A 24,210-nucleotide genomic window follows, 5' to 3' on the forward strand; every position below is an offset into this window, starting at 1 on the left:
TTACCCATTATTTTCTCCATACTTTCCTAGATATTTATCATTTTTAACTGCTGGGATTTTTACTACTACATTTTGAGTATCTTCTAATGCTTCAAAATCTGTATCTTCAAATGGCTCTATAGTTATGATATCGCCTTCTTTATATATCGCACCATTCATTTTTACTTTTCCTTTGATGATTGCGGTAATTTCAGTGGCTACTTTATGGTAATGCCTCTCTTCATAATCACCCTTTTTGTAGCTTTTTACTCCAACTTCTACTTGATCTGTTTTTAATACATTTGGCTCAAAATCACCAATAAACCAACCACGAATCATATCGTTTAAATTATCCATTTTCATTTTTTGCCTTTTTGTTTTTATGTTCTTTTTTGATTTTTGCTATATCAAACCATAATTTTATATATCCGCCTTTATGCCAATTTTTATGAGCTTTTATTAAAGCTTCGCCAAGTTTATAGCTTAGATGATTTTTACATTTTAGTGCATCTTGATAATCGGAATAAGATTCAAGTGGTGGGAGTTTTAAATTTGAATATCTAGATAATAATTTTCTATACAATGCTTCATCTTTTTGATGTTCTTGTTTTATCTTTAATAATACAAAAGGTAGCTTAAATAAAGAATTCTCCACCATTGCTCTACCAAACTTATAAGAAAGTTGATTTTTTATGCGTTTTTTTGCAGTATCACTTTTTAAAATTTTCTCACAACGCAACACTTCAAAAAAATAACCAAAATCGCGTAATCCTATGTCTCTCCAATGTTTTTTGTCTTCTTCTAATGCTTTATCAAGAAGCACCATTTTAGGGTTCAATGAAATCCTAAAATAAGGCATTATAGGACGCCCATTGATAAGCTCTAAACCTAAAAATTTAAGGTATTCAGCTTGTAAAATATGATTCAAAGAACCATTAAATGCTCCAGCTTTATCTAAATTAAAGTAACAAAGAATAGCGCTTGGAAAAAATTTAAAAAACTCCAAATGCCTATATTGTTTTGCTTTATAAAACACACTTAAAAATTCTATCATTGCATAGCGCTTTCCTAGTGCAAAATACTCATGACTACTCATATTATTTCTCTTAGTTGGAATCACTAATTGCTTATCTGATAAAGTTTGTAAAAAACTAATACCAAAATTCTTAACATATTTTATATCAGGACGCACCATAATAATATAATCATAGTAGAAACAATTTTTCTTTTCATAATCTAACAGCAATTTCAAAATACGAGAATAATTAAACGCTAATTTTGTGCTAGTTTTACAATCCAGCTTCATTGGATATTTAGATGAAAATTCTTCTTCATTTGATAAACAGACGCCTTTTACATTAGGTAATTTTTTAATCTTTTTTAACATTTCATTTGTAATTTTTTTACCACACTCTCTATTTAAAATTTTATAAATATTTGGACATCTCTCTTTAAATTCAGAATTATTAGCCACAAACTCTTGCGGAGCAATATCTACAATATTTTTACTATACTGAATTCTAAACCATCCAGGAATTCCGCCAGTTAATCCCATCCAAGCTTTATAAGTATCCCATGAAGCAATAAATACATCTACTTTCAACGACTTAAACTCGCCAATAATATCTCTTAAATTATCTATAAAATCCTCACCTCTAAAAGCCCCACTTATACACAATGCAACTCTAGCCATTTGCCACCTCATACAAATATGCTCTAAGCTCTGAGATTTTATTATTTTCATCCCACTCTATGATATCTACACCCTCTAATCTTGTATTATCCAAAATCAATATAAACTCTATAAAACTAGTTTTATTATCAACATATATATTTTTAGCACTAAAGCTTAATTTTTCATAACTGGTAAATATATCACTGACCGCTTTTAAGCATTTATCCTTACTCTCTAATCTCTTTACCACCGGATCTTCTAATGCGAATTTATCGGCAAACATCTTACTTAGAGCTTCTAAATCCTTAGCATTGAAATTTTCAATATAATCTTGCGTTAATTGTTTAAGCATTTTTAATCCTTTCATATTCTCTAATTTTTTCAATACTATAAAAAGTGTGATATAAACTCTTATCTATTTTGTAAATCCCTACACTTTTATCCATCAAAATAAGCTCATTCAATGTTGGAGAAATAAAAAATTGTCCATTTAAATGGACATCTTTTTCTACCATCATTTGACTAGCTTTTACAAAATCTTTACCTTGTCTATAATAATAAAAACCAGCAATAGCGTTCTTACTAATAGGATTTTTTTCTAATGCTTCAATAACATTTCCATCCTTATCTAATCTAATATATGCCCATCTTGGATGAATCGATTCAAAAGTTATAACACCAGCATCATAATCTTTAAAATGCAAAATTGCTTGAGTTAAGTCTATTTCAAAAAACTGATCTGCATTTGCAATGATTAATTGCTCACCATTGTCTATATATTCAATTGCTAATAATGCACTACAAGCCATTCCTTGTGTCTGCTCTTTAATTGTTACAATTTTACTATCATCACCAGCTGAAACCTTAATGGCTTCATCTAAATGAAATTCTCTAACATCACTTTCTTTTAAAATAAAAATAAATCGCTTTTCTTTAAAAGCTTGATAATTCTCAATTAGCATCTCAATCATTGTTTTACCGCAAATTTCAGCAAATGGCTTAGGAAATACAATCTCATTTTCTTTAAAAAAACTACTCTTTCCAGCCAATGGTATTACGATATTTATCATAGCTCTTCCTTTTCAAATTTTGCAATATGTTCTTTAATATTTTCATAATTGACATCACTAACTTCTTTTACTATCATAACATTTGCCCCACTTGCCCTAGCCGCCTTTATACCATTTTCATTATCTTCTACTATCAAACAATCTTTAGGCTTTAATCCCATTTTTGCAATTGCTTTTTGATACATTTCGGGATCTGGTTTTCCATTTTTTACATCTTCATTAGATACATAAAAATCAAAATAATTATTCAAAGCAGCCTTTTGCATCATTACATCAATTGTATTAAAAATAGAATTTGAACAAACAGCCATTTTATAACCCTCTTTATACAATTTAGCAAGAGCATATTGATGATAAAATCTAGGCTTACAAGAACGATAAACTATCTCCATTGTATATTGCTGTTTCATATGATTAATAAAGTTATGCAGAGCTTTTGGCAAGTTTCTATCTATTGATAAAATTTCTAATTTCTTTTTTGTCGGCAATCCATCAAAAGTTGTTAAATGCTCAGCATAGCTAATCTCTAAACCAAATAACTTTAAAGCCCTATTGAGTGCTTCATAATGCCAATCTTTTGCTTCTATTAACACGCCATCCATATCAAAAATTACAGCTTTTATTTTATGCATTAAAAAACCTCCTAGCTTCTATTACTTTATCGGTGCATAACATTAAATTCGCTCCGTTTAATTTAACTTCAATCTCTTTATACTCTTGCCACTCTTTTTGATAATCTCTCTTATGAAGATCTGGCGAAACAATACAAATTTGTTTATTATTATTTAAATGCTCTTTAATAATTTGTTCATTAATCCAATGACTATGAAACTCATCTAACCATACACCTTTTGCTTCATTATAAAACGATGGATTTTTTTCATATTCACTTTGTCTAGTAAATAGATTAAAACCTAATTTAATATAACCAAGAGCGTCTGGAATAGACATATCAAAAACAAAATAATTTTGAATATTATATTTTTCAAGCATAGTTTTTAAAATACTTTGTAAGCCGTCTGATTTAATATTTAAAGCTAGGGTTGAGTTTGAATTAATATTATAACTAGAATATAGGTGAAAAAATTCTTCTAAACTTAGAGAATCTTTTGTAGCAATATCGTGTGAGATAACAAGTAAGCCATTATAATCTCTTATATCAGTTTCTACCCCCCCCCTACACCTACAAGATGATTATCAAGCGGTAGATTGGAGCAAAAATCAAACTCTTTCTTAAAGGCAACTATTTGATTTTTTTGCCATTCTGATTCCCACCACCCACGATGCGCTATAATTTGCATAATCACTTCCCAAATTAAAAACTTTCGCGCAAATTATAGAGTATTTTTATAAAAATAAACCTAAAATTTAGCGCAACACAAGAAAAAATTTGCTACTTTTCTTTTTCTATGGTGAATCTTAAAAATTTTATATAGGAACACAATGCAAGAAACAATTGATTTAATTGCAAAATATGGGTATGTTATTTTATTCCTTTACTCTTTAGGCGGTGGTTTTGTAGCACTCATTGGCGCAAGTGTATTAAGTTTTGCCGGGAAAATGGATATTACACTAAGTATCCTTGTAGCAAGTATTGCGAATTTTATAGGGGATTTAATGCTTTTTTATATGGCGCGTTACCAAAAGGTTATGATGCAACCCTATTTAGCAAAACACCGCAGAAAATTAGCCCTTGTGCATATCTTAATGCGCAAATACGGCTCTTTTATTATTGTGATTAAAAAATATATTTATGGGCTAAAAACGCTCGTCCCAATTGCGATTGCTCTAACGCCCTACTCTCTTGCAAAATTTAATCTCTACAACGCATTAGGTGCGATAATTTGGGGGATTAGTATTGGACTTTTAGGGTATTTCTCTGGTGGTATCTTAATAGAAACTTTCACAATGCTAGGGAAATATCCATTTCTAGCCCCTGTTTTTATTGCAATTTTACTCGGCGGTCTATGGCTTTGGCTAAGTCGCGCTACAAAAAGGAAATAAATGGTATTACGCAATTGTATTAAAGAAAGAGTTTTAATCCTAGATGGTGCAATGGGAACAGAAATCCAAAAGCACAATATACAAACTTGGGGTGTTAATGCAAAAGGTGAAAAACTAGATGGTTGCTCAGAAGCACTCAATCTTTATGCAAAAGACATAATAAAAGCGATTCATACAAGCTATTTACAAGCTGGTGCAAATATCCTAAAAACTAACACTTTTGGCGTAATGCCTTGGGTTTTAGCAGAATATGGATTAGAAGAGCATTGCAAAGAAATTGCAAAAACTGGAGTAGAACTTGCAAAAGAATGTATTAAAAAACACTCTCCTTTAAAAAATCAAAACAATGCATTATTTGTTGCTGCATCTTTAGGTCCCGGAACAAAACTTCCAAGTTTAGGGCATATTACTTATGATTCAATGGAAGAAGGCTATGCATTATGCGTAGAAGGCTTTAAAGAAGCGGACGCAGATGTGATTTTACTAGAAACCGCACAAGACCCCTTACAAATCAAAGCCGCCCTTAATGCAATAAAAAATACAGCACCAGAAATCCCTATAATGGTATCTGTAACCATTGAAACAACAGGCACAATGCTTATAGGCACAGATATTACAACGCTATTTCACATTTTAGAACCTTACGATTTACTTTCTTTGGGAATTAATTGTGGTTTAGGACCTGATTTAGCACACAAACATTTAGTTACCCTTAGCGAAGTTTGTAAATTCCCAATTTCCATACATACCAATGCTGGACTCCCTGAAAATCGTGGCGGTGTTACTTACTATCCGATGGATGCAGAAGAGTTTAGCACCATTGAAAAAAGCTTTTTAGAGATTCCGGGTGTCGCCTTTTTAGGGGGTTGCTGTGGCACAACGCCAGAGCATATACGCCAACTTGTGCAAAAAACACAATCCATAATCCCAAAAGCTCCAAAATGCACTTATCAACCAAGCATTACTTCATTATTTGAAGCAAAAGAGTTAAAGCAATTTCCCGCACCCTTGCTAATTGGTGAGCGTTCTAACGCAACAGGTTCAAAGGCTTTTAGAGAATTGCTTTTAAATGAAGATTACGAAGGAGCTTTAAGTGTTGGTAGTGCGCAAGTTAGAAGTGGTGCGCATTGTTTAGATTTAAGCGTAGCCTTTGCCGGCAGAGATGAAAGTAAGGATATGCAAGAGCTAATTACACGCTATGCAACAAAAATTACACTTCCATTAATGCCGGATTCCACACAAGTTAATGCGCTTGAAATTGCATTAAAGCATATTGGTGGTCGTGCGATTATTAACTCCGCAAACTTAGAAGATGGAATTACAAAATTTGACAAAGTCGCAAGTTTAGCAAAAAAATTTGGTGCAGCACTTATTTGTTTAACTATTGATGAAGAAGGAATGTGTAAAACCTTTGAGCGTAAAATTGCGTGTGCTAAAAGAATGATGGAACGCGCAATCACAATCCATAATTTACGCGAAGAGGATATTATTTTTGACCCTTTAACCTTTACAATTGGAAGTGGCGATGCGGAATATTTTGATGCGGGAATGCAAACACTAAATACCATTAAAGAATTAAGTAAGCTTTATCCAAAAGCTGGAACAACACTTGGTTTATCTAATATTTCTTTTGGACTTAGTAAAGAAGGAAGAATCTGTCTAAATTCTATTTTCTTGCACCACGCAATCAAAAATGGACTAACAAGCGCAATTGTCAATGTTTCACATATTATTCCTTATAATAAACTAGAAGCAGATGATATTAAAGTGTGTGAGAATTTAATCTTTAATACAGAACTCTCTAGCGCACCCCTTTATGCCTTTATTAAGCATTTTGAATCCAAAAACACCCTAGACCTACCAAAACAAGAACAAGATGTGCATTTAAGCATAGAAGAGAGAATCCAAAAATACTTAATAGATGGTGAATTAAATGCAATGCTAGAGCTTCTACCAAGTGCAAAAGATTCTATAAGCCCTGAAAAAATCATTAATGAAATTTTAATTGATGCAATGAAAATTGTAGGAGAACGCTTTGGAAATGGCGAAATGCAACTCCCTTTTGTCTTACAAAGTGCGGAAGTGATGAAAAAAAGCGTGGATTATTTAAATGCATTTCTACCCAAAAAACAAAGCACACACAAAACAACCATTGTTTTAGGCACGGTAAAAGGCGATGTGCACGATGTGGGTAAAAATCTCGTGGATATTATCCTAACAAACAATGGTTTTAGTGTGATTAACATAGGAATCAAAGCAGAGTTAGAAAAATTTTTAGAAGTTTTACAAACACAAAAGGTAGATTGTATCGGAATGAGCGGACTCTTAGTAAAATCCACACTTGTAATGAAAGAAAATTTAGAAGCACTTAAAAAACTTGATATTAAAATCCCTATTATGCTTGGTGGAGCAGCATTAAACCGCAATTTTGTAGAAGAATATTGTAAGCCAAATTATGATGGCGTAATTTTTTATTGCAAAGACGCCTTTGATAGTGTTGCGGCGATGCAAATTATCCAAAGTGGCGATTTTAGCGATTTAACGCTACCTAGCCAAAAAGGCACAAAAAATAAGGAAGACATAGAAGAAAACAAAATTACAAAACAAGAAGCAAGACTAAAAAAGAAACTAGATTCTACCCTAGATTCCAAAAAAGAATCTATCAATAAACCAACAAAATGCGAAATTACATTTGAATATGCAACGCATACCCCACCTTTCTTTGGCGTAAAATCTTTAGAGTTAAACGCTAATGATTTAGATTCTGTTTTTGACTATATTGATAAAGACTTACTCTTTAAACACCGCTGGGGATATAGCAAACTCAAAAAAGAAGAATACCAAATCCTAAAAGCAAAAGAATTAGAACCACTTTTAAAATCCCTAAAAGAAGAATTTATCACAAAAGAAATCTTTAAACCTGTTGTTTTATATGGCTATTTTCACACACGCACTATTGCGCCCAAAAACTTAGAGGATGGATTGATTTTAGAAGTTAGTGCTACAAAAGATTTTATAGATTCTGAACAATTTTTATTTCCTAGAAGCACGAAAAAGCCTTATTTATGTCTTAGTGATTATTTTAATCCACAGGGCGATATTTGCGCAATGCATTTAGTTTCTAGCGGAAACAACTTTGCTCCTTATGAAGCGGAACTTTACAAAAATGCACAATACCACAAATACTATTTAGCACACACTTTAGGAATGGATCTAGCTGAGGCATTAGCAGATTTTATCCACGCAAAAGTTAGAGACGCATTACAACTTGACGCAAAATGCGGACAACGCTACTCTTTTGGCTATCCTGCGTGCCCAGACCTTGCTTTAAGTGTGGGATTATTTAATCTCTTTAAACCAGAATCTTTTGGTATCACGCTAAGCGACACTTATCAAATGTCGCCAGAAGCGACAACATCCGCACTTATTGTTCCAAATAAGGAAGCAAAATATTTTGCAATCTAACCAAAAATTCCTTTTAAAGAACTAGGGTCAAAGTTTTCAAAATCAAAACTTTGTCCATTTGGTGCGCTAAATGGTAAGCTTGCTTTTTCTATTAATCCGCTAATTTGCCCCATTTTATCCATAATTTCTTGGTGCTTGTTTGCAAGATTTTCTCCCAAATCTCCTTCCATTTGGCTAGGAAGTGGCAAGGATAACGACACGCTCTCCCCGGCTAAAGAGGTTGTAAGCTCCTTTCCAAAAAGAGCTTCTCCCTTAAATTGCGCCGCCTTTGCACTTACATCTAGGGCATTTAAATCACTTCCACTGCTTTTAATTTGATTGCTTAGAGCATTTAGTGTAATATCAGCAATTTGCATTGCGCCTACCATTTCATTTGCACCTTTAATTCCATCGGTAAATTTGCGAATTTCTAATACATTTTGAGAAAGATTAGGAAGCTCTTGTGCTTCTTGTGTAGCTTGAGAAGCAACTTGTTCTTGCGTAATTTTGGATTCCACATTTAAAGTCGCTTCTGGCGTTTTATAGGCATTCCCTAATCCATAGGGATTGATTGTTGATAACATCATAACTCCTTTTAAGTTTTCTAGGAGTTAAGCATTTACTATTCCACTTTTTGTGCTTCCCTACTTTCTAATTCATTAATATTTAAGCGCACAAATTTATAACACAGAAAAATTACCAAAGGCCACAAAAGAATTAACAAAATTGTATAAAACATCTCAAAACCTCCTTAATAAGAATGCTCATCTAAATCACTAGTAGAAAGCTTTTTAGAATCCATAACTCTCCACACATACACAATATACCCAAGCACAAAAGGCACAAGCAAACTTACATAGCCCATCACACTAAGCGTGTAATAACTAGAGCTTGCATTTGCAATGGTTAGCGAGCTTTGTAAATCTGTAATTGAAGGATAAAATGCACTATTTCCCAAGCCTACATTTAAGAAAACTGCCATTACGCTAAACACCACGCCAATGCCTAGCAAAAAAATCCCTTTTGTGCATTTTAAACTTCCATAAATTCCACCAAGCACCAAAACAACACCTACAAGCAATAAGATTAAGAGTATAGGATTATCCAAAAAATTTTGCAAATACACATAAGGTTGCAAACTCACAACCCCGGCACTATCCACAAAAAACCCATCTTTTAAACAAATCCAAACGAGAAACCCTAAAAAGAAAGGTAAAAATAAAAGTGTATTAATCACAATATCTTTTCTTGCTTTTTCTACAATTTGCGCGTTATCAATAGCATTAATAAAATAACTCTCCGCTAAGATTCTACTTAAAAACACAAGCGCGATTCCTAAAAGATAGTTAAAAGGATTAGCAAGCTGCTCTAACCCCCTAAAAGCACCTCTCCATTCTACAAAGCGGTTTTCATCTAGCACAAATTCTGAGCCTGCAAAAAATGTGCTAACAGCTACACCTATCAAAAAAACACCCAAAATTCCATTGATTTTTAAAAATACTTCATAGGTTTTACTTCCTAAAAAATTGCCTTCTTTTTTTCTATATTCGTAACTAACAGCTTGTAAAATGAAGCAAAATAAAATTACCAGCCACACCCAATAAGCCCCACCAAAACTTGTGCTATAAAAGAGCGGAAATGCCGCAAAAGCTGCTCCACCAAATAACACAAGCGTCGTAAAACCAAGTTCCCATTTTCTCCCCAAGCAATTAATTAGAAGCGTTTTTTCTTGATCATTGCTTGAGAGCCTATCTATTAACCCCTGTCCTCCCTGCACAAAAAACATAAACACAAGCAATCCCCCAAGCAAACTTAAAATAATCCACCAATACACTTGCAAGCTAGCGTGTTCTAATCCAAAAAACATTGATTCTCCTTTTAGTGCGCAAAGCCTTTTTTGATTTGTTTTGCCATAATTCCAAGCTCCGCAATAAGCAAAGTGGTAAAAAGCACAAGAAAAATAAAAAATGAAATTTGCACATTAATATGTGAAAGCTTCGTTGCAGCAATATGCACAGGCATTAAATCTTGAATCGCCCAAGGTTGTCTGCCAACTTCAGCCACAATCCACCCTGCTTCTGCGGCAATATAACCTAATGGAATTGCTATCACGCATAACCAAAGGATTTTTCTAAATTTTTCTATTTTGCTTGCCATTGCCAAATACAACACTATAATAAATAAAATAAAAAAGAAGCTCCCAAGCGCAACCATTAAGTGAAAACTATAAAATGTTAAAGCAACTGGTGGCACTGCTTGTTCTTTATTCTCCAAATATCCATAGCCAAAGTTGTGCATATTTGCTTGTAAAATCTCTTTTGATTCTTGCATTAACACTGTGTTATTCTCTGCTTTTGCCGCCTTATAATCTTTGAGTGCTTGCACAGCTAATTGTCCGCTTTGAATCCTAGCATCCATTGGCGGAATCCCTTTTTCTTCATTTCCATAAAGCAAATCATCAATCCCCGCAATAAAGCCTTCTGTATCCCTTTGTCCTAGAATTGAGAGCGCATAAGGAATCGTAAAGTCAAACAAAAACACACTTTCGTCATCACCGGGCTTTTTGTTAGGATTTAAGATTCCAAATGCTACAAGCCCAGCTCTATGTTCTCCTTCATAAATCCCTTCCATTGCTGCTAATTTCATCGGCTGTTTCTGTGTAACTTGATAAGCACTCTCATCACCACTAAAGAATAAGAAAATTGAAGTTAAAAGCCCAAAAGAAGCCCCCACAACTAAGCTTTTTTTTGCTTCTATAAAATGCCTACCTTTTAGTAAATACCAAGCGCTAATCCCCATTACAAAAAGTGCAGAAATTACATATCCACTAGCAACCGTATGTAAAAACTTAGACACTGCCACAGGCGAAAGTGCTACATCTAAAAAGCTTGTCATTTCATTTCTAGCAGTATCTGGGTTAAACATCGTGCCAACAGGGTATTGCATCCAACCATTTGCCACTAAAATCCAAAATGCGCTTAAATTACTTCCAATTGCTACAAGCCAAGTAGAGATTAAATGGAATCTTTTTGAAACACGATTCCAACCAAAGAACATTACCGCAAAAAATGTCGCTTCCAAGAAAAAGGCTAAAATCCCTTCAACTGCCAAAGGTGCGCCAAAAATATCCCCCACAAACCAACTATAATTCGCCCAATTTGTGCCAAACTCAAACTCCATAATAATACCTGTTGCCACACCAATGGCAAAGTTAATTCCAAAAAGAGTTAGCCAAAATTTTGTAATCTTTTTCCACTCTTCATTGCCTGTTTTTACATAAATGCTCTCCATTATTGCGATGATAAAGGATAGCCCAAGCGTTAAAGGCACAAATAAAAAATGATAAATCGCAGTTAGTGCAAACTGCGCCCTGCTCCAATCCACACTTAATTCCATTTTATTCCTTTGTAAGATTTTCTAAAACAAATTTACTCTTTGCTTCTTGTGTTCCAAGGCTTCTCAATGAAGTATCGTAAATAAAAACTTTAAGCACGGCAAACATCACAAAGAGTTTAATAAAAATTACAAGCCACAAGGTTTTACCAAGCTTCATATTGCGGAATCCTTCCACATACATTCCTAAAATGTTTTTAAACATAGTAATCCTTAAGAGTTATCAAAAAACTTCGGATTTTAGAGAAAAGTAACTTTTTAACCGCTTAATACAAACAAAAATCAAAAAAATCTTGACTTTGTAAAATTTTTAGTTAAATTTTATTTGACTTTTTTGAAAAAATGCGTGAAATTTACCAAAACTAAAATTCCGATTCCAACTCCATAAATCACAAAAATAAACAACGCACACTCCGCCATTGTGCCAAACTTTAGCGATGGGATTAAATACCAACCATTAGCGTAAAGAGAAATCCACCATTCTTGCAAGGGGGATAAATTTTGGATTCCATTTAACACAGGAAAATCCACTCCGCAAAAACCACTAGGAGCAAAAAGACTTGGAAGCCAAGTATCAAGCGGCAAATTAAAATCAAATTTTGGATTTAACGAACACCCCTTTAGCCCAAAGATAAAAGTTTCACTCTCCAAGGCATTTTGGATTCCAATTAATCTAAATGCCGCTAAAATCCCATTAATTAGCCCATACACACAAAATGCGATTCCAACATATCTAAGCACGCAAAACATTGCAAGCAAACATCCAAAGCCCAAAACCACAAAAGCATAGCGGATATACACACATTGCTCACAAGGTTGTAGCATTAAATACTTTTGTAAAACAAAATGCGAAAATGCCACAAACAAGAACGCCAAAATCCCTAGAAAAAACCAAAATTTATTCTGTATCATTGTGTTTTTTTAACTCTTGGCTTATAAAGGTTGATTAAATAAGTGGCAAAAATTGCAATCGCCCCACCAATAAGCGTTAAAACACTAGGAATCTCTCCTAAAATAAAATAACTTGTTAATAGCGCAAACACAGGCACTAAAAGCGGATAAGAGCTTGCCTTCTCTGCACCAACTTGCGCAATCCCCATATAATAAATGCTTGTTCCAATGGCAGTTGAAAGCACAGCGATAATCAAAAGCATACACCAAAAGCGCAAATCAAAGTTAAAAATTTCTAGCATTTGTGGCTGAATCAAAAAAATAGGAGAAAACAACACTACACTAAAGAGTGTGATATAAAAATTAATCGCAATTGGATGGATTCTAATGCGCTGGCACACTAGCGTTAAAACTGCCCAATCTAGCGCACAAAGCACAAAAAAGACATTAAATTTACTAAAAAGTGTTTGTAGATTCCCTAAATCTAGCAAACAAATCCCGGCAACAATACCTAAAAACACCCCCAAAATCTCATTACCCTTAACACTCTTATTTACACCTTTTTGAATTTTGTATAATCCAAAGGTTAAAAGATACACAAACACAGGGGTAATTGTTGTTACAAGCACTCCGCCCTTACCCGCACTTCCATAATTTAAACCCACGAAAAACATTAAAGAATACAAGCAATTAAATACCGCTGCGGCAAGTAAATATTTAAAAGCCTTGCCATCAATTCTTAGTGGAATTTTAAGCATAACTACAAGTGGAATGGAAGCAAGAAGCGCTAGAAAAAATCGCCAGAAAGTTACTACATCAGCACTTGTATAAGTTACAAGCACCTTGCTACTAGGCCAAGAAGACCCCCAAAAAAACATCGCTATCACAAGCAAAATAGAAAATATAACTCCCCTAGACATTCGCTCTCTTAAAAATCAAATAGCGCATTATAACAAATCTAACGGAGCAAAGTTTGTGTAATGCGTTCAATTTGTGCCAAAAATTCCATAATTGCATAAGTATTAATTGCTACATTGCTTCTTGCTTGTGTGAGTGATAATTCCGCATCTAAAAAATCACTTGTGCTATCAATCCTTTGCGTGTAGCGATTTTTTGAAATCCTATAATTCTCCTCTGCCTGTTTTAGCGCAAGTTTAGCAATCTCTAGGGCATTAAGCGCTAGATTATAACTTTCTAAAGCGCTAAAGAGTTGCAATTCTAAATCCTCTATTAACGCTATGCGTTGTGATTCAAAGGCAAGTTTATTTGTCTTGGCGCTTTCTATATTGTATTTATCACTAAATCCATCAAAAAGATTAAGATTAAAGGCTAGTTGCACACTTGCTTCATCTTTATAGATTCCATCTCGCCCACGCAATGCATAATCATCTCCATAACGCGTATAATCCCCTATGAAATTCACTTCTGGCAAAAACTCTCCTTTAGCGCTTTGCACCAAATACCCCTTACTTTCAATAATTTTATCTATAAAAAGCAATTCTGCGCGCCTTTGAATCATCTCTTTTTTAAGATTTTCAAAATTTAGATTCCATCTTTTTGGCTCTAATTCTTCTAAATCCTTTAAAGTAATCTTTGTGCGCGTGTAACGCTCTAAATCCCTTAACGCATAGTTTAACGCACTTTGATAACTTAGTAAATTTTGCAAGGTGTTATTAAGCTCTACTTCAATTTTTAATAAATCGTTTTTTTGGATTAATCCTACACGATAAAACTCTGCATTCTCACGCCTTTGCTCTTCTAAAAGCACTTTTGATTGCTCGGCAATCTCTACATTTTTTGCTTGACGCAACACATTAATATAAGCGCTCTTAACAAGCAAAATCACATCTTCTTTTGTGGCTTCTAATTGATAATCTTGCGATTGCAACAATGCCTTAGCACTCTTTAAATTATATACATCGCTAAAACCATTAAAGAGATTATATTGCACACTTCCCCCTAAATTACCACTTGTTTTTTTATCCGCCCTTTGGAAGCGATTGCTTCTTTGTGTGCCATAAGTTAGATTAAGGCTGGGGTAAAAAGGACTTTGATAAGTTTTATAATTTGCCTTGCTCTCTTGTAATAAATACTCTTGCTCTTTAATGCTAGGATTATGGCGCAATGTTAAATCAATAGCTTCTTGCAAACTTAGCGCATTTAAGATTCCATAAAATAGCGATAAAACAATCAAAATTCTAAGCATTTTTTAGCTCCCTTTTAATAAAAAAAGAAAGTAAACAAGGAATCAAAAAGATGCTCAACACCGTAGAAAATCCTAGCCCTCCTAAAATCACAGCTCCAAGCCCCCTATAAATCTCACTCCCAGCTCCGGGTGCTACCACAAGAGGAAGCATTCCAAAAAGTGAAGTAAGAGTGCTCATATAAATAGGACGGATTCTAACACGCACTGCTTCTAAGATTCCACTTTGCGCATCCATTTCATACAAACGCACATTATGCAAACTCTGATACACAATTAAAATCGCATTATTTACAACAATTCCTACCAAAATGATAAAACCAAGCATTGTTAGCACATCTAAGGGCTGATACACCAAAAAAACATTTACCAACCAAAGCCCCAAAAATCCACCACCAACAGCAAGAGGAACGCTAAAGAGAATAATCAAAGGATAAACAAAGTCTTCATATAATGCCGCCATTAATAAGTAAATAATAAACACTGCCAACACAAAGCCCAAAATTAAAGAATCTTTAATTTTGGTTAAAGCATCTGCTGTCCCACTAAAGGAAATACTATTATTTCCTAATGCGCCACTTTCTTTTAAACGCGTTAAAATCTCTCCATTAACAAGCTCCATTGACTCTTGGATTGTAATATTTGCCGGAGGACTAAGCGTTAAAGTAATAGTGCGATTACGCTCATAATGGCGGATTTGATTTGTTCCATACTCTAGCTTTAAATCTGCAAGCGTGCTAATAGGAATAATACCTGCTGTGGAAGTATAAATACTTGCATTATAAAGCTCTTCTGGGGAGTAAATCGCACCATTTTGAGATTTTAAAACCAAATCAATCTTTTCTCTCCCTTCTTCTTTAAACTCACCAATCTTTCTTCCATCTAAAAGCACATCTAAAGCAACTCCAAAGCTATTTACATCAAGCCCAACAGCACTTATTCTCTCTAAGTTTGGATATAAATTTAACTCTGGATAAAGCAACTCCAAACTTGGGCGCGCTCGCATTTGTAAAGTTACAACCCTATTGGCTCCATATTTTTCCACAAAAACTTCTTTAATAATTTTTTCTAATGCGATTGCGCTAGCAATAAGTGATTCTATATTCTCTCCACTAAGATCAATATCCACACTACGACTTGACCCTCTACGCTCAAAAATCCCCGTTTGCAATGCTGTCCCACTCACTCCGGGGATATTTTGAATACAAGTTTTTGCAAGGGGAATTAAATCAGCCGCCCTTGTGATATCTAAAGCACGCAATCCAAAACTAAGATCAGAAGTTCCACCGATATAAAAAAGGTTATTGATTGCTGGATATTGCGCATTCCCTTCAAATCCATTACTTGCAAAATAAGGGCTTAAACACTCAAACACTTCCCGTCCTATGCTTTCTTTTTCTTGATAAGACAATCCCGGTGGTGGTGTCATTCTCCCAAAAACAAAGTTTTGATTTCCTTGTGGCAAATACTCCATTTTTGGCAACAAAACATAACTAAATGCAAAGCTTAAAAGCGTTAAACTAATAATCGTTAAGATTTTATTGCGCGAACTTTGCATAGATTTTTGGACAAAATACATTATCCAATCCACGCACCATTGTCCAAACTCTCTAATTTTCAAAGAAAAACTAGAACCACCATTATAAATTTCCTGTAAAATCTTATTTTCTTTTAAAATACTTTTCTTTGTGCCTAGCAATTTTGAACTTTGGTAACTCAAAGTTGGAATCACAATAATGGACACAAACAACGAAAAGCTCACCGCACTACTTGCAGCAATTGCAATATCCCTAAAAAGTTGCCCTGCTTCTTCTTGGATATTTAAAATAGGAATAAAAATCGCAACTGTTGTTAAGACAGAAGCAATCAACCCCCCAATCACTTCTTTTGTGCCATCAATCACTGCTTGCATTGCATTTTTTTGCATTTTTCTATGCCGATCAATATTCTCTAAAACAACAATAGCTGAATCTACAAGCATTCCCACCGCAAAAGAGATTCCCGCTAGCGAAACAACATTTAGTGTGCGATTTAAAAATGCCATCACAATAAATGTTCCAAGCACACTTAAGGGCATAGCTATGGCAATAATTAGCGTAGAGGTTAAAGAGCGCAAAAATACAAACAAAACCCCACAAGCCAAAAAAGCTCCAACAATAATATTTCCCTTAACCAATGCAATGGCTTGTTCTATATAATCCCTTTGATCGTTTGTCCATTCTAGCTTTAAACCTTTCTCTTTTAAGATTCCATTATTTAGCGTATCAAAAACGACTTCTACCGCATTTGTAAGTTCTAATACATTTGCATCAGCTGCTGGCTTAATTGCTACCATCAATGCTTCTTTGGATATCTTTTCATCACCGCGATAATAAGAAACAGTTGTTTTGTTTTCAAACCCTTCTTTAACCATTGCTACATCGCTAATCTTAACGCGCTTAACTCCATCGCTCCAAATTACCACATCTAAAATATCTTGAGGATTTTTAAACTCTCCAACTGTGCGCACACGATAAGATTTTCTTCCATAATCCAAACTTCCTGCTGATAAATTTACATTTTGCTTATCAAGCACATTTGCAACACTTGCAATATCTAGCTGATAAATTGCAAGCTTTCTTTCATCAATGATTATGTGCATCTCCCTATCATCACCACCGGGGAAATTTACCTCAGCAACCCCATCAATGCGTTCAAAATATTGAATCACATTTTCATTAAAAAATGTTCTTTGCTCCCGCACACGCACGCTATCATCAAGACTAACTAGCATCATTCTAACAACAGGGCTTGTATCTTCCCCTGTTGCACGAATTACAGGACGATCTATTGCATCTGGATAACCTTTAACTTCATTAAGTTTATTGCTAACATCAAGCATTGCTTTTGTTAAATCTGTGCCGATTTTAAACTCCAGTGTTACATTAGCACGCCCACTATTTGCAAAACCTTCCATTGTTTCAAGGTTATCAATCCCCTTTAACACTTGCTCTTGTCGCTCTAAAATCTCCCTTTCAATTTCATAAGGTGTCGCACCACTCCAAGTAGTATTAACAGAAATTACAGGGCGTGTAACTTGCGGTGTAAGCTGATAAGGCATTGTCCTTAAAGATAAGATTCCAAATAAACTTAGAAGAATCATTCCTACAATCACAACAACAGGGCGATGGATTAGCGTTTTAATCATTCTTTAACCTCAGTAACACTCTCTCCATCTCTTAAACGCTCCGCCCCTACAACAATCACTCTTGCTGTAGATTTTAAACTCTCGCCCAAAGGCTCTATATACGCATTTAAACCTTGATAGCCTTTGATTGCAATCTTTATCTTTTTTGCTCTTTCATTATCTAGCACAAAAATCACATTACCATCAATCTCTGGTAAAATCGCATCGCGTGGCACTAATAGCATTTCTTCCCCTTTTACACCAAAAGAAGCACGCACTTCTAAACCTTCAATTAATTCTCCCTTTGGGTCATTCACAGAAAGTTTTAAAGGAAAAGTTCTAGCCTTAGCATCTCCTAATGGAATTAAAGCACTAACCTTTGCTTGATAATTTTGATTTGCAATTTGCACTTGTATATCATCACCAACTTTTAAAGAGCGCAAAATCTCAAAAGAAACTTCAAATGTTGCTTCAAGTGGAGTTAACTTTGCAATATTAAACACACTTGCCCCAGCACTCACCCACTCACCTTGCTTTAAAAGTTTTTGTAAAATTACGCCATCATAAGGGGCGACAATAGTCTTTTTTTGCTTTTGCGTTTTTAATAATTCTAGTCCGTTGCCAATAGATTCCATATTTCCTTTTTGCGCTTGCATATCAAACAAAATGTCTTCATATTCTTTAAAAGAAATAGACTCACTCTCATATAAAGCCTTATAGCGTGCATAATCTTTTTTTATCTTTTCATATTGCGCTTTTGCTTGTTTTAAAGCTCCCTCTTTGGAAGCTATCTCATCACACAATAAATCACTATTTAAAATTGCTAATTCCTGCCCCTTTTTTACACGCTCTCCATCACTTACAAGCACAGAATCAATAACCCCAGAAATTTCAGAAGCAAGCATTCCCCTCTCACTAAAATACAGCGAACCTACATATTGATAAGTCGGATTAAACACTCCACTTTGTAGATTGACAGCCTTTACAAGCTTTGAAGAATTTTTAGATTCTATTTTTTTAGACTCTTTAGCAGATTCTATATTGTTAGATTCTAACTTTTGGGCAGATACAGCATTAAGCGCGGAATCCTTTTTAAGCCCATAAAACACACTAAAACCCACTCCAAGCACAGCCACACACAACCAAATCAAACTTTTTTTGCTAAAACGCACAAATTTCCTTTAAAGACTTTGTTTTATTGTAAAATAAATTTGTTAATTTTTTGTGAAATTTTTAAAAAATTCTCTCTATTTAGGAATAATTTTTGAGCCTTAAAGCCTATTTTTTAGCCAGCCTTTGCGTTTATATTTTCTGTGTTGCTTTACGCTTTTATTATCCCTTTGTTTTAGAATCTTTTCCACAATATTTTTACAACAACGCGTGGCTATTAAACACGCACGACGCTTACTTTTACGCACAAGGCGCAAAAGATATTTTAAACACAATGGAATCTTTTTTGGATTCCAATTTTTCTTTGAACAAATCCACACTAAACTCCCCCACACACGAATTACTTTCACTAATCACCGCTTGTATTGCCTTTTTCACACCCTTATCCCTAGAGCAAGTTTTCTTTTATCTACCCGGCTTTTTTGGCGCACTTATTGTTTTTCCTATGTTTTATATCACGCGGGATTTTGGAATGCTTCCAGCCATTTTAGCAAGCCTTCTAAGCGCACTTAGCGTAAGTTATTTTAACCGCACAATCTTTGGTTACTATGATACAGATATGTTAATTTTACCCCTAACACTTAGCGTTATTACACTTATTCTTTCAAACTCTCAGCGCGTTTTTGGGCTTTTGTTTATGTTAAGCGTGCTTGCCTTGCTATATTATCCAAACTTACGCTATGTGTTTTTAGGCTTTATTGTGATTTTGTGTTGCTTTAAGGACAAAAGAGAAGTAGCGATTCTTTTAATGTTTAGCCTTATTTTTGCGCTCTATGTGCCACTTTATTTATTCCCACTTTGGATTCTTTTTGGCATAGCATTAAGCATTTTTAAGATTCCACAATTTAAAGCCACACCCTTTATCATCACCTTCTGTGTTTTTTGGATATTAATCCTATATCCCTTAATCCCAAGCCTTTTGCGTTCCCCATTTTTAAGCCCATTCTTACCCTTTGTAGAATCCACACTTCAACAACCCTTGCCCACTTTAAATATCCTAGATTCCATTGCAGAGACTTCCAAGCTCTCTATTTTCTCCCTTGCCAAGCGCACAAGTGGCAACCTTGCGCTATTTCTTTTAAGCCTTTTTGGTTATGGATATTTGGTGTATAAAAGGCGGATTTTTTTGCTCTTTTTGCCCATTTTACTTCTAGGATTTTTCTCTCTTTTGCAAGGGCTTAGATTTAGTTTTTACGCCACTTGTGTATGTGCTTTGGGACTTGCTTATTTGCTAAGTTTTATAAAATGGATTCCATATTCACGCCTTTTTCAAACGCTCTTTATATGTATTGCTATCACGCCACATTTACAACATATTAAAAACTACACCCCAAAGCCCATTTTAGATTCCACAGAAGCGCAAATTTTAAAAGCGATTCCAACTAACAATGGAGATTTCGCGCTTGCGTGGTGGGATTATGGCTATATGATAAATTATTTTAGTAATCTAAATGTCTTTATTGATGGAGGCAAGCATTTAGAGAGTAAAGCCATTAGTCAATTTTTCATAAGTAGTGATACTCTTTTAAGCTATAAAATCGCCAAAGATTTAAAAGAAAAAACGCAGGCAAAAAACCTTTATATCATCTTGCCTTTAAGTATGCTTGAGATTTTTCCAAGTATTACCGCCTTTAATAAAACTCCCAAATTCTTTACAATCAGTCAAAAGTTGGAATCCAAAATTGCGTATTTTAACCACACAATCACGCTAAATTTAGAAAGTGGCATTCTAAACCAAAATCAACAAATCTCAAAATTTATAAGCCTAAAAACACAGCAAACACTACACTTTAACCACACAAGCTCGCTAAGTGCGTTAGAATTAAGAGATGGTAGAATCCTATTGTGCGATAATTCCTATCTTAATAGCCTGTTTTTTCAAGGATTATTTTTTGAAACATTAGATAAAAACTTATTCCAAAAAGTGCTAAAAAATGACAAAATTACGATTTACAAACTTCTTTAAAGGATAAAAATGGAACTCACACATTTAGACAAACGCCAAAATCCAAAAATGGTAGATGTTTCTTTAAAAGATTCCACACAGCGAGAAGCAATTGCTAGCGGCAAAATCACAATGGGCAAAGAAGCCTTTGGCGCAATAAAAGAACAAAGAGTAAAAAAGGGAGCAGTGCTACAAACAGCAATCATCGCTGCAATTATGGGAGCAAAACGAACTTCAGAGTTAATCCCTATGTGCCATCCGCTTTTTTTAAGTAGCGTTAAATGTAACATTACCGAACTTGAAAGCGAAAACGCCTTTATTTTAGAAGTGCGTGCTAAAACCTTTGGACAAACAGGCGTAGAAATGGAAGCATTAATGGGAGTTAATATTGGACTTCTAACCATTTATGATATGGTTAAAGCCATTGACAAAACAATGGTTTTAAGCGAAATTTGCTTGCTAGAAAAAAGTGGTGGCAAAAGTGGGCATTTTGTGCGATAAAAACCAATAGAATCTTATGTGAATTTTTGTAATACAAATCTTAAAGTTTTTTTATAGATTCCATTTTTTGTGTATTTGTAAGCCAAACTCTATTATCATAAAGGGCTTAATTTTTTAAAGGAGTGCAAAATGAAAAAGAATATTGTTTTCTTTGAAGCAGTTGGTGGAAGTGATAAAGGTGCAGATGGACACAGAAAAGACACAATGCCTATGGTAAATGCGCTAAAAGCTAAGGGTTGGAATGCAGAAGTTGTGTTTTTTAGCGACGATATTTTACGCAATGAAAATGAGCGCAATAAAATTTATGAACGCGTTAGGGAGAGTGCAGATGGTTATGTTTCACGCGTAAATCCGGGCAACTTAAAAGAAGAAAAACTTTACTTTGAAGTATTGCGCAAACTTTGTGCAGATGGACTTGTAGGTATGCCTCATCCTGATGCAATGATTGGCTATGGCGCAAAAGACGCTTTAACAAAGCTTGCAGATACTCCACTTGTCCCAGATGATACTTATGCGTATTATGATATTGAGACTTTTAAAAAGACTTTCCCAAAAAGCCTAGCAAAAGGCGAGAGAGTGCTAAAGCAAAATCGCGGCTCCACAGGGGAAGGGATTTGGCGTGTGAGATTAGCAGAAGGTTCTTATAATACTTGCGATTCTTTACCACTTGATACAAAAATCATTTGCACAGAAGCCAAGGATAATCATAGCGAAGAGCGCAAACTTGGAGAGTTTATGGACTTTTGCGAGCAATACATCATTGGCGATAATGGAATGCTTGTAGATATGACTTTCTTGCCACGCATTAAAGAGGGCGAAATTAGAATTCTAATGCTTTATAAAACACCCGTTTATGTTGTGCATAAAAAGCCAGCTGAAGGGGGCGATGCCTTTTCTGCAACTCTCTTTAGTGGCGCAAAATATCGCTATGATGAGCCAAAAGAGTGGCAAGGGCTTGTGGATTGGTTCTTAGGACAACTTCCTTCTATTAAATCCAAGCTTGGAAACTATGATTTACCACTAATTTGGACAGCAGACTTTATCCTAGACACTGATGAAAAAGGCGCAGACCGCTATATTCTAGGAGAAATCAACTGCTCTTGCGTTGGCTTTACAAGCCCAGAAGAATATATGGCAAAAATTGCTGTAATGGTAGGTGATAATATTATTGATATTGTCAGTGAAAAAAAGGCATAACTCTGCTGAATATGGAATCTTTTTTTGGGGGGGGGTTCCAACTTTTAGAAAATTTTAGTTAAGTCTTTTTAAATTTTATTTTTCATTACCTAAGAGATTAAAATTCTAAAAGACTTGCTTTAAGCAAACACAAGACCCAAAAAAATCCAAATACTCTTTTTCCTGCTAATCCATATACACTTTTATAGCATTTAAGCAATTATTAATGGGGGGGGGGGGCATAATAGAATGTTTAATTTTCATTAATAAGGAGAGAGAAAAATGCGTCTTTTAATTTGTATTTTTGTCCCTTGGATAGGATTTTTTACCATAGGACGACCTATTGCTGGACTTATTTGCTTTTTGTTGCAAATTACACTAATTGGTTGGCTTCCAGCTTCAATTTGGGCTGTTTATTCTCTAGGACAATACAAAACAGATAAAAAAATTCAAGAAGCATTAAAGCAAAAACAAGGAGATTAGTTATGTTAAAATTTATATCAAGTGTTGCAATAGCATTACTTTTAAGCGCGTGTGCATATAAAACAGGTGTAGAAGTTACTCAAGAAACACTCAATAAAGTGCAAGTGCATAAAACAACAAAAAGCCAAGTAGAAAGCATTGTAGGATACCCAACAAAAAAACAGACTTTAGGTAAAAATGAAATTTGGTATTATGATTTTACTTCTATTAGCCACAATCCATTTGGAGGAAATATTGATGAAGCAACAGTGATTGAATTCAACACAAAAGGCGTAGTAACCAAAAAATATAAAACAAAAAGCGCAGGTGGAAATCCTTTGCTTAAGTAGATAGCCATCTTTTTGATAGGCTATCTTGCTTGAAACCCTTTAAAAAATCGTGCAATTTATTATACTCTCCCCTTTCTAAAAACCTAACTTTCCCACTTGGCAGATTATTTAAATGCACAAAACCATACGCAATACGCTTTAAATCTAGCACTTCCAAGCCAAAATGCGCAAAAAATCTTCTTAGCTCTCTATTTTTACCTTCTTTAAGAATCACCTTAATCTTAGAATATTTAGGTGTGTTTTTAATGCAAGTATAACCCACAAATGGCGCAAATTCCATTGCTTTAATCTTGCTTTTGCTATGCCCCCCAGCACTTGCATCTTCTAATGTAATCCCACTCTCCATTGCATCAAAAACGCTATCCTTAATAAGCCCTGATAACTTTAGCAAATACACGCGCTCTAGCTCACTCTCCATTAAAGAGCGCACAACCTTAACGCTATCACTAAGCAACAAAAGCCCCTCACTTGCAAAATCCAATCTCCCAACAGGCTTAAAATGCGAAAATCGCTTTGGCAAGGAATCATAAATCACTCTGCGCCCCCTATCATCGCGCTTACTCACAAGCTCACCCTTAGGCTTATTATAAACAATCACAGAGTATTGATCTTGTTCTCTTAAACATTTACCATTAAGATAAACCTTTGTATTTTTATCCACTTGATAGGAAAAATCACTAACAACTTCCTTATTGATAGTTACCTTGCCTTCTTTAATAAGCCTATCAGCTTCACGCCTTGAAAATTTTGAGTGGTGTGCTATGTATTGATTTAATCGCAT

At 34.6% G+C, this 24,210-nt stretch carries 24 protein-coding genes; 7 read left to right on the forward strand and 17 right to left on the reverse strand.

Going from position 1 to position 24,210, the window contains the following annotated elements:
* The 7 genes from IP358_RS04915 to IP358_RS04945 all read right to left on the reverse strand — a co-directional run bounded on the left by IP358_RS04915 (position 1) and on the right by IP358_RS04945 (position 4,025).
* Complete coding sequence (locus IP358_RS04915) at positions 1-342, reverse strand: hypothetical protein (protein ID WP_040498512.1); 342 nt, start codon at positions 340-342, stop codon at positions 1-3.
* Positions 329-1,723: a hypothetical protein gene (locus IP358_RS04920; RefSeq protein ID WP_143440572.1), complete on the reverse strand. Its 1,395-nt coding sequence runs from the start codon at positions 1,721-1,723 to the stop codon at positions 329-331. Before IP358_RS04920 ends, IP358_RS04915 begins: the two co-directional genes overlap by 14 nt.
* On the reverse strand, positions 1,665-2,006 hold the full coding sequence (locus IP358_RS04925) for a nuclear transport factor 2 family protein (protein WP_006802475.1): 342 nt from the start codon (positions 2,004-2,006) through the stop codon (positions 1,665-1,667). The genes IP358_RS04920 and IP358_RS04925 overlap by 59 nt, the downstream gene beginning before the upstream one ends.
* Positions 1,999-2,724 (reverse strand): glycosyltransferase family 2 protein, encoded by a 726-nt coding sequence (locus tag IP358_RS04930; RefSeq protein ID WP_006802476.1) that lies wholly within the window; start codon positions 2,722-2,724, stop codon positions 1,999-2,001. Before IP358_RS04930 ends, IP358_RS04925 begins: the two co-directional genes overlap by 8 nt.
* Positions 2,721-3,356, reverse strand: a complete 636-nt coding sequence (locus IP358_RS04935; protein WP_006802477.1) for an HAD family hydrolase — start codon at positions 3,354-3,356, stop codon at positions 2,721-2,723. Before IP358_RS04935 ends, IP358_RS04930 begins: the two co-directional genes overlap by 4 nt.
* Entirely contained in the window at positions 3,349-3,717 is a 369-nt protein-coding gene (locus IP358_RS04940; protein ID WP_232086808.1) for a PI-PLC domain-containing protein, read from the reverse strand. Before IP358_RS04940 ends, IP358_RS04935 begins: the two co-directional genes overlap by 8 nt.
* A gap of 173 nt (positions 3,718-3,890) precedes the next feature.
* Positions 3,891-4,025: a hypothetical protein gene (locus IP358_RS04945; protein ID WP_262349146.1), complete on the reverse strand. Its 135-nt coding sequence runs from the start codon at positions 4,023-4,025 to the stop codon at positions 3,891-3,893.
* A gap of 142 nt (positions 4,026-4,167) precedes the next feature.
* Here IP358_RS04945 and IP358_RS04950 point away from each other — a divergent pair, with 142 nt between their 5' ends.
* Both IP358_RS04950 and IP358_RS04955 read left to right on the forward strand, forming a co-directional pair.
* Positions 4,168-4,728, forward strand: a complete 561-nt coding sequence (locus IP358_RS04950) for a DedA family protein (protein ID WP_006802479.1) — start codon at positions 4,168-4,170, stop codon at positions 4,726-4,728.
* Positions 4,729-8,193 (forward strand): methionine synthase, encoded by a 3,465-nt coding sequence (locus IP358_RS04955; protein ID WP_006802480.1) that lies wholly within the window; start codon positions 4,729-4,731, stop codon positions 8,191-8,193.
* Here the strand turns inward: IP358_RS04955 and IP358_RS04960 are convergent.
* From IP358_RS04960 to IP358_RS05000, 9 genes are all read right to left on the reverse strand, one after another.
* Positions 8,190-8,756 carry a flagellar FLiS export co-chaperone gene (locus IP358_RS04960; protein WP_040498513.1) on the reverse strand — a complete coding sequence of 189 codons (567 nt, stop codon included), beginning with the start codon at positions 8,754-8,756 and terminating at the stop codon, positions 8,190-8,192. The two genes, IP358_RS04955 and IP358_RS04960, sit on opposite strands and share 4 nt — an antisense overlap.
* A 167-nt stretch (positions 8,757-8,923) precedes the next feature.
* Complete coding sequence (cydB, locus tag IP358_RS04965) at positions 8,924-10,039, reverse strand: cytochrome d ubiquinol oxidase subunit II (RefSeq protein ID WP_006802482.1); 1,116 nt, start codon at positions 10,037-10,039, stop codon at positions 8,924-8,926.
* 11 nt (positions 10,040-10,050) lie between these two features.
* Positions 10,051-11,568: a cytochrome ubiquinol oxidase subunit I gene (locus IP358_RS04970; protein WP_006802483.1), complete on the reverse strand. Its 1,518-nt coding sequence runs from the start codon at positions 11,566-11,568 to the stop codon at positions 10,051-10,053.
* Position 11,569: 1 nt separating this feature from the next.
* Complete coding sequence (locus IP358_RS04975) at positions 11,570-11,770, reverse strand: DUF4492 domain-containing protein (protein ID WP_006802484.1); 201 nt, start codon at positions 11,768-11,770, stop codon at positions 11,570-11,572.
* A gap of 116 nt (positions 11,771-11,886) precedes the next feature.
* Complete coding sequence (locus IP358_RS04980; protein ID WP_006802485.1) at positions 11,887-12,477, reverse strand: disulfide bond formation protein B; 591 nt, start codon at positions 12,475-12,477, stop codon at positions 11,887-11,889.
* Positions 12,474-13,376: a DMT family transporter gene (locus IP358_RS04985; protein WP_006802486.1), complete on the reverse strand. Its 903-nt coding sequence runs from the start codon at positions 13,374-13,376 to the stop codon at positions 12,474-12,476. Before IP358_RS04985 ends, IP358_RS04980 begins: the two co-directional genes overlap by 4 nt.
* A 38-nt stretch (positions 13,377-13,414) precedes the next feature.
* Positions 13,415-14,662: a TolC family protein gene (locus IP358_RS04990; protein ID WP_006802487.1), complete on the reverse strand. Its 1,248-nt coding sequence runs from the start codon at positions 14,660-14,662 to the stop codon at positions 13,415-13,417.
* Complete coding sequence (locus IP358_RS04995; RefSeq protein WP_006802488.1) at positions 14,655-17,846, reverse strand: efflux RND transporter permease subunit; 3,192 nt, start codon at positions 17,844-17,846, stop codon at positions 14,655-14,657. Before IP358_RS04995 ends, IP358_RS04990 begins: the two co-directional genes overlap by 8 nt.
* Positions 17,843-18,997, reverse strand: coding sequence for an efflux RND transporter periplasmic adaptor subunit (locus tag IP358_RS05000; RefSeq protein ID WP_006802489.1), 1,155 nt, complete (start codon positions 18,995-18,997; stop codon positions 17,843-17,845). The genes IP358_RS04995 and IP358_RS05000 overlap by 4 nt, the downstream gene beginning before the upstream one ends.
* 92 nt (positions 18,998-19,089) lie before the next feature.
* Here IP358_RS05000 and IP358_RS05005 point away from each other — a divergent pair, with 92 nt between their 5' ends.
* The 5 genes from IP358_RS05005 (at position 19,090) to IP358_RS05025 (ending at position 23,429) form a co-directional block, all read left to right on the forward strand.
* Positions 19,090-20,961 carry an STT3 domain-containing protein gene (locus IP358_RS05005; RefSeq protein ID WP_006802490.1) on the forward strand — a complete coding sequence of 624 codons (1,872 nt, stop codon included), beginning with the start codon at positions 19,090-19,092 and terminating at the stop codon, positions 20,959-20,961.
* Between the two features lie 9 nt (positions 20,962-20,970).
* Positions 20,971-21,441: a cyclic pyranopterin monophosphate synthase MoaC gene (gene moaC, locus IP358_RS05010; protein ID WP_006802491.1), complete on the forward strand. Its 471-nt coding sequence runs from the start codon at positions 20,971-20,973 to the stop codon at positions 21,439-21,441.
* A 129-nt stretch (positions 21,442-21,570) separates the two neighbouring features.
* On the forward strand, positions 21,571-22,638 hold the full coding sequence (locus tag IP358_RS05015; protein WP_006802492.1) for a Cj0069 family protein: 1,068 nt from the start codon (positions 21,571-21,573) through the stop codon (positions 22,636-22,638).
* A 261-nt stretch (positions 22,639-22,899) separates the two neighbouring features.
* The gene (locus tag IP358_RS05020; RefSeq protein WP_006802493.1) at positions 22,900-23,100 is read left to right on the forward strand and encodes a YqaE/Pmp3 family membrane protein; all 201 of its coding nucleotides are present in this window, start codon (positions 22,900-22,902) and stop codon (positions 23,098-23,100) included.
* A 2-nt stretch (positions 23,101-23,102) separates the two neighbouring features.
* A complete protein-coding gene (locus IP358_RS05025; protein WP_006802494.1) occupies positions 23,103-23,429 on the forward strand; it encodes an outer membrane protein assembly factor BamE in 327 nt (108 codons plus the stop codon).
* On the opposite strand, the gene IP358_RS05030 is transcribed toward IP358_RS05025, so the two are convergent.
* The gene (locus IP358_RS05030; protein WP_006802495.1) at positions 23,422-24,210 is read right to left on the reverse strand and encodes a pseudouridine synthase; all 789 of its coding nucleotides are present in this window, start codon (positions 24,208-24,210) and stop codon (positions 23,422-23,424) included. The two genes, IP358_RS05025 and IP358_RS05030, sit on opposite strands and share 8 nt — an antisense overlap.

This window comes from Helicobacter winghamensis ATCC BAA-430, assembly GCF_028751035.1.
Lineage (GTDB): Bacteria > Campylobacterota > Campylobacteria > Campylobacterales > Helicobacteraceae > Helicobacter_D > Helicobacter_D winghamensis.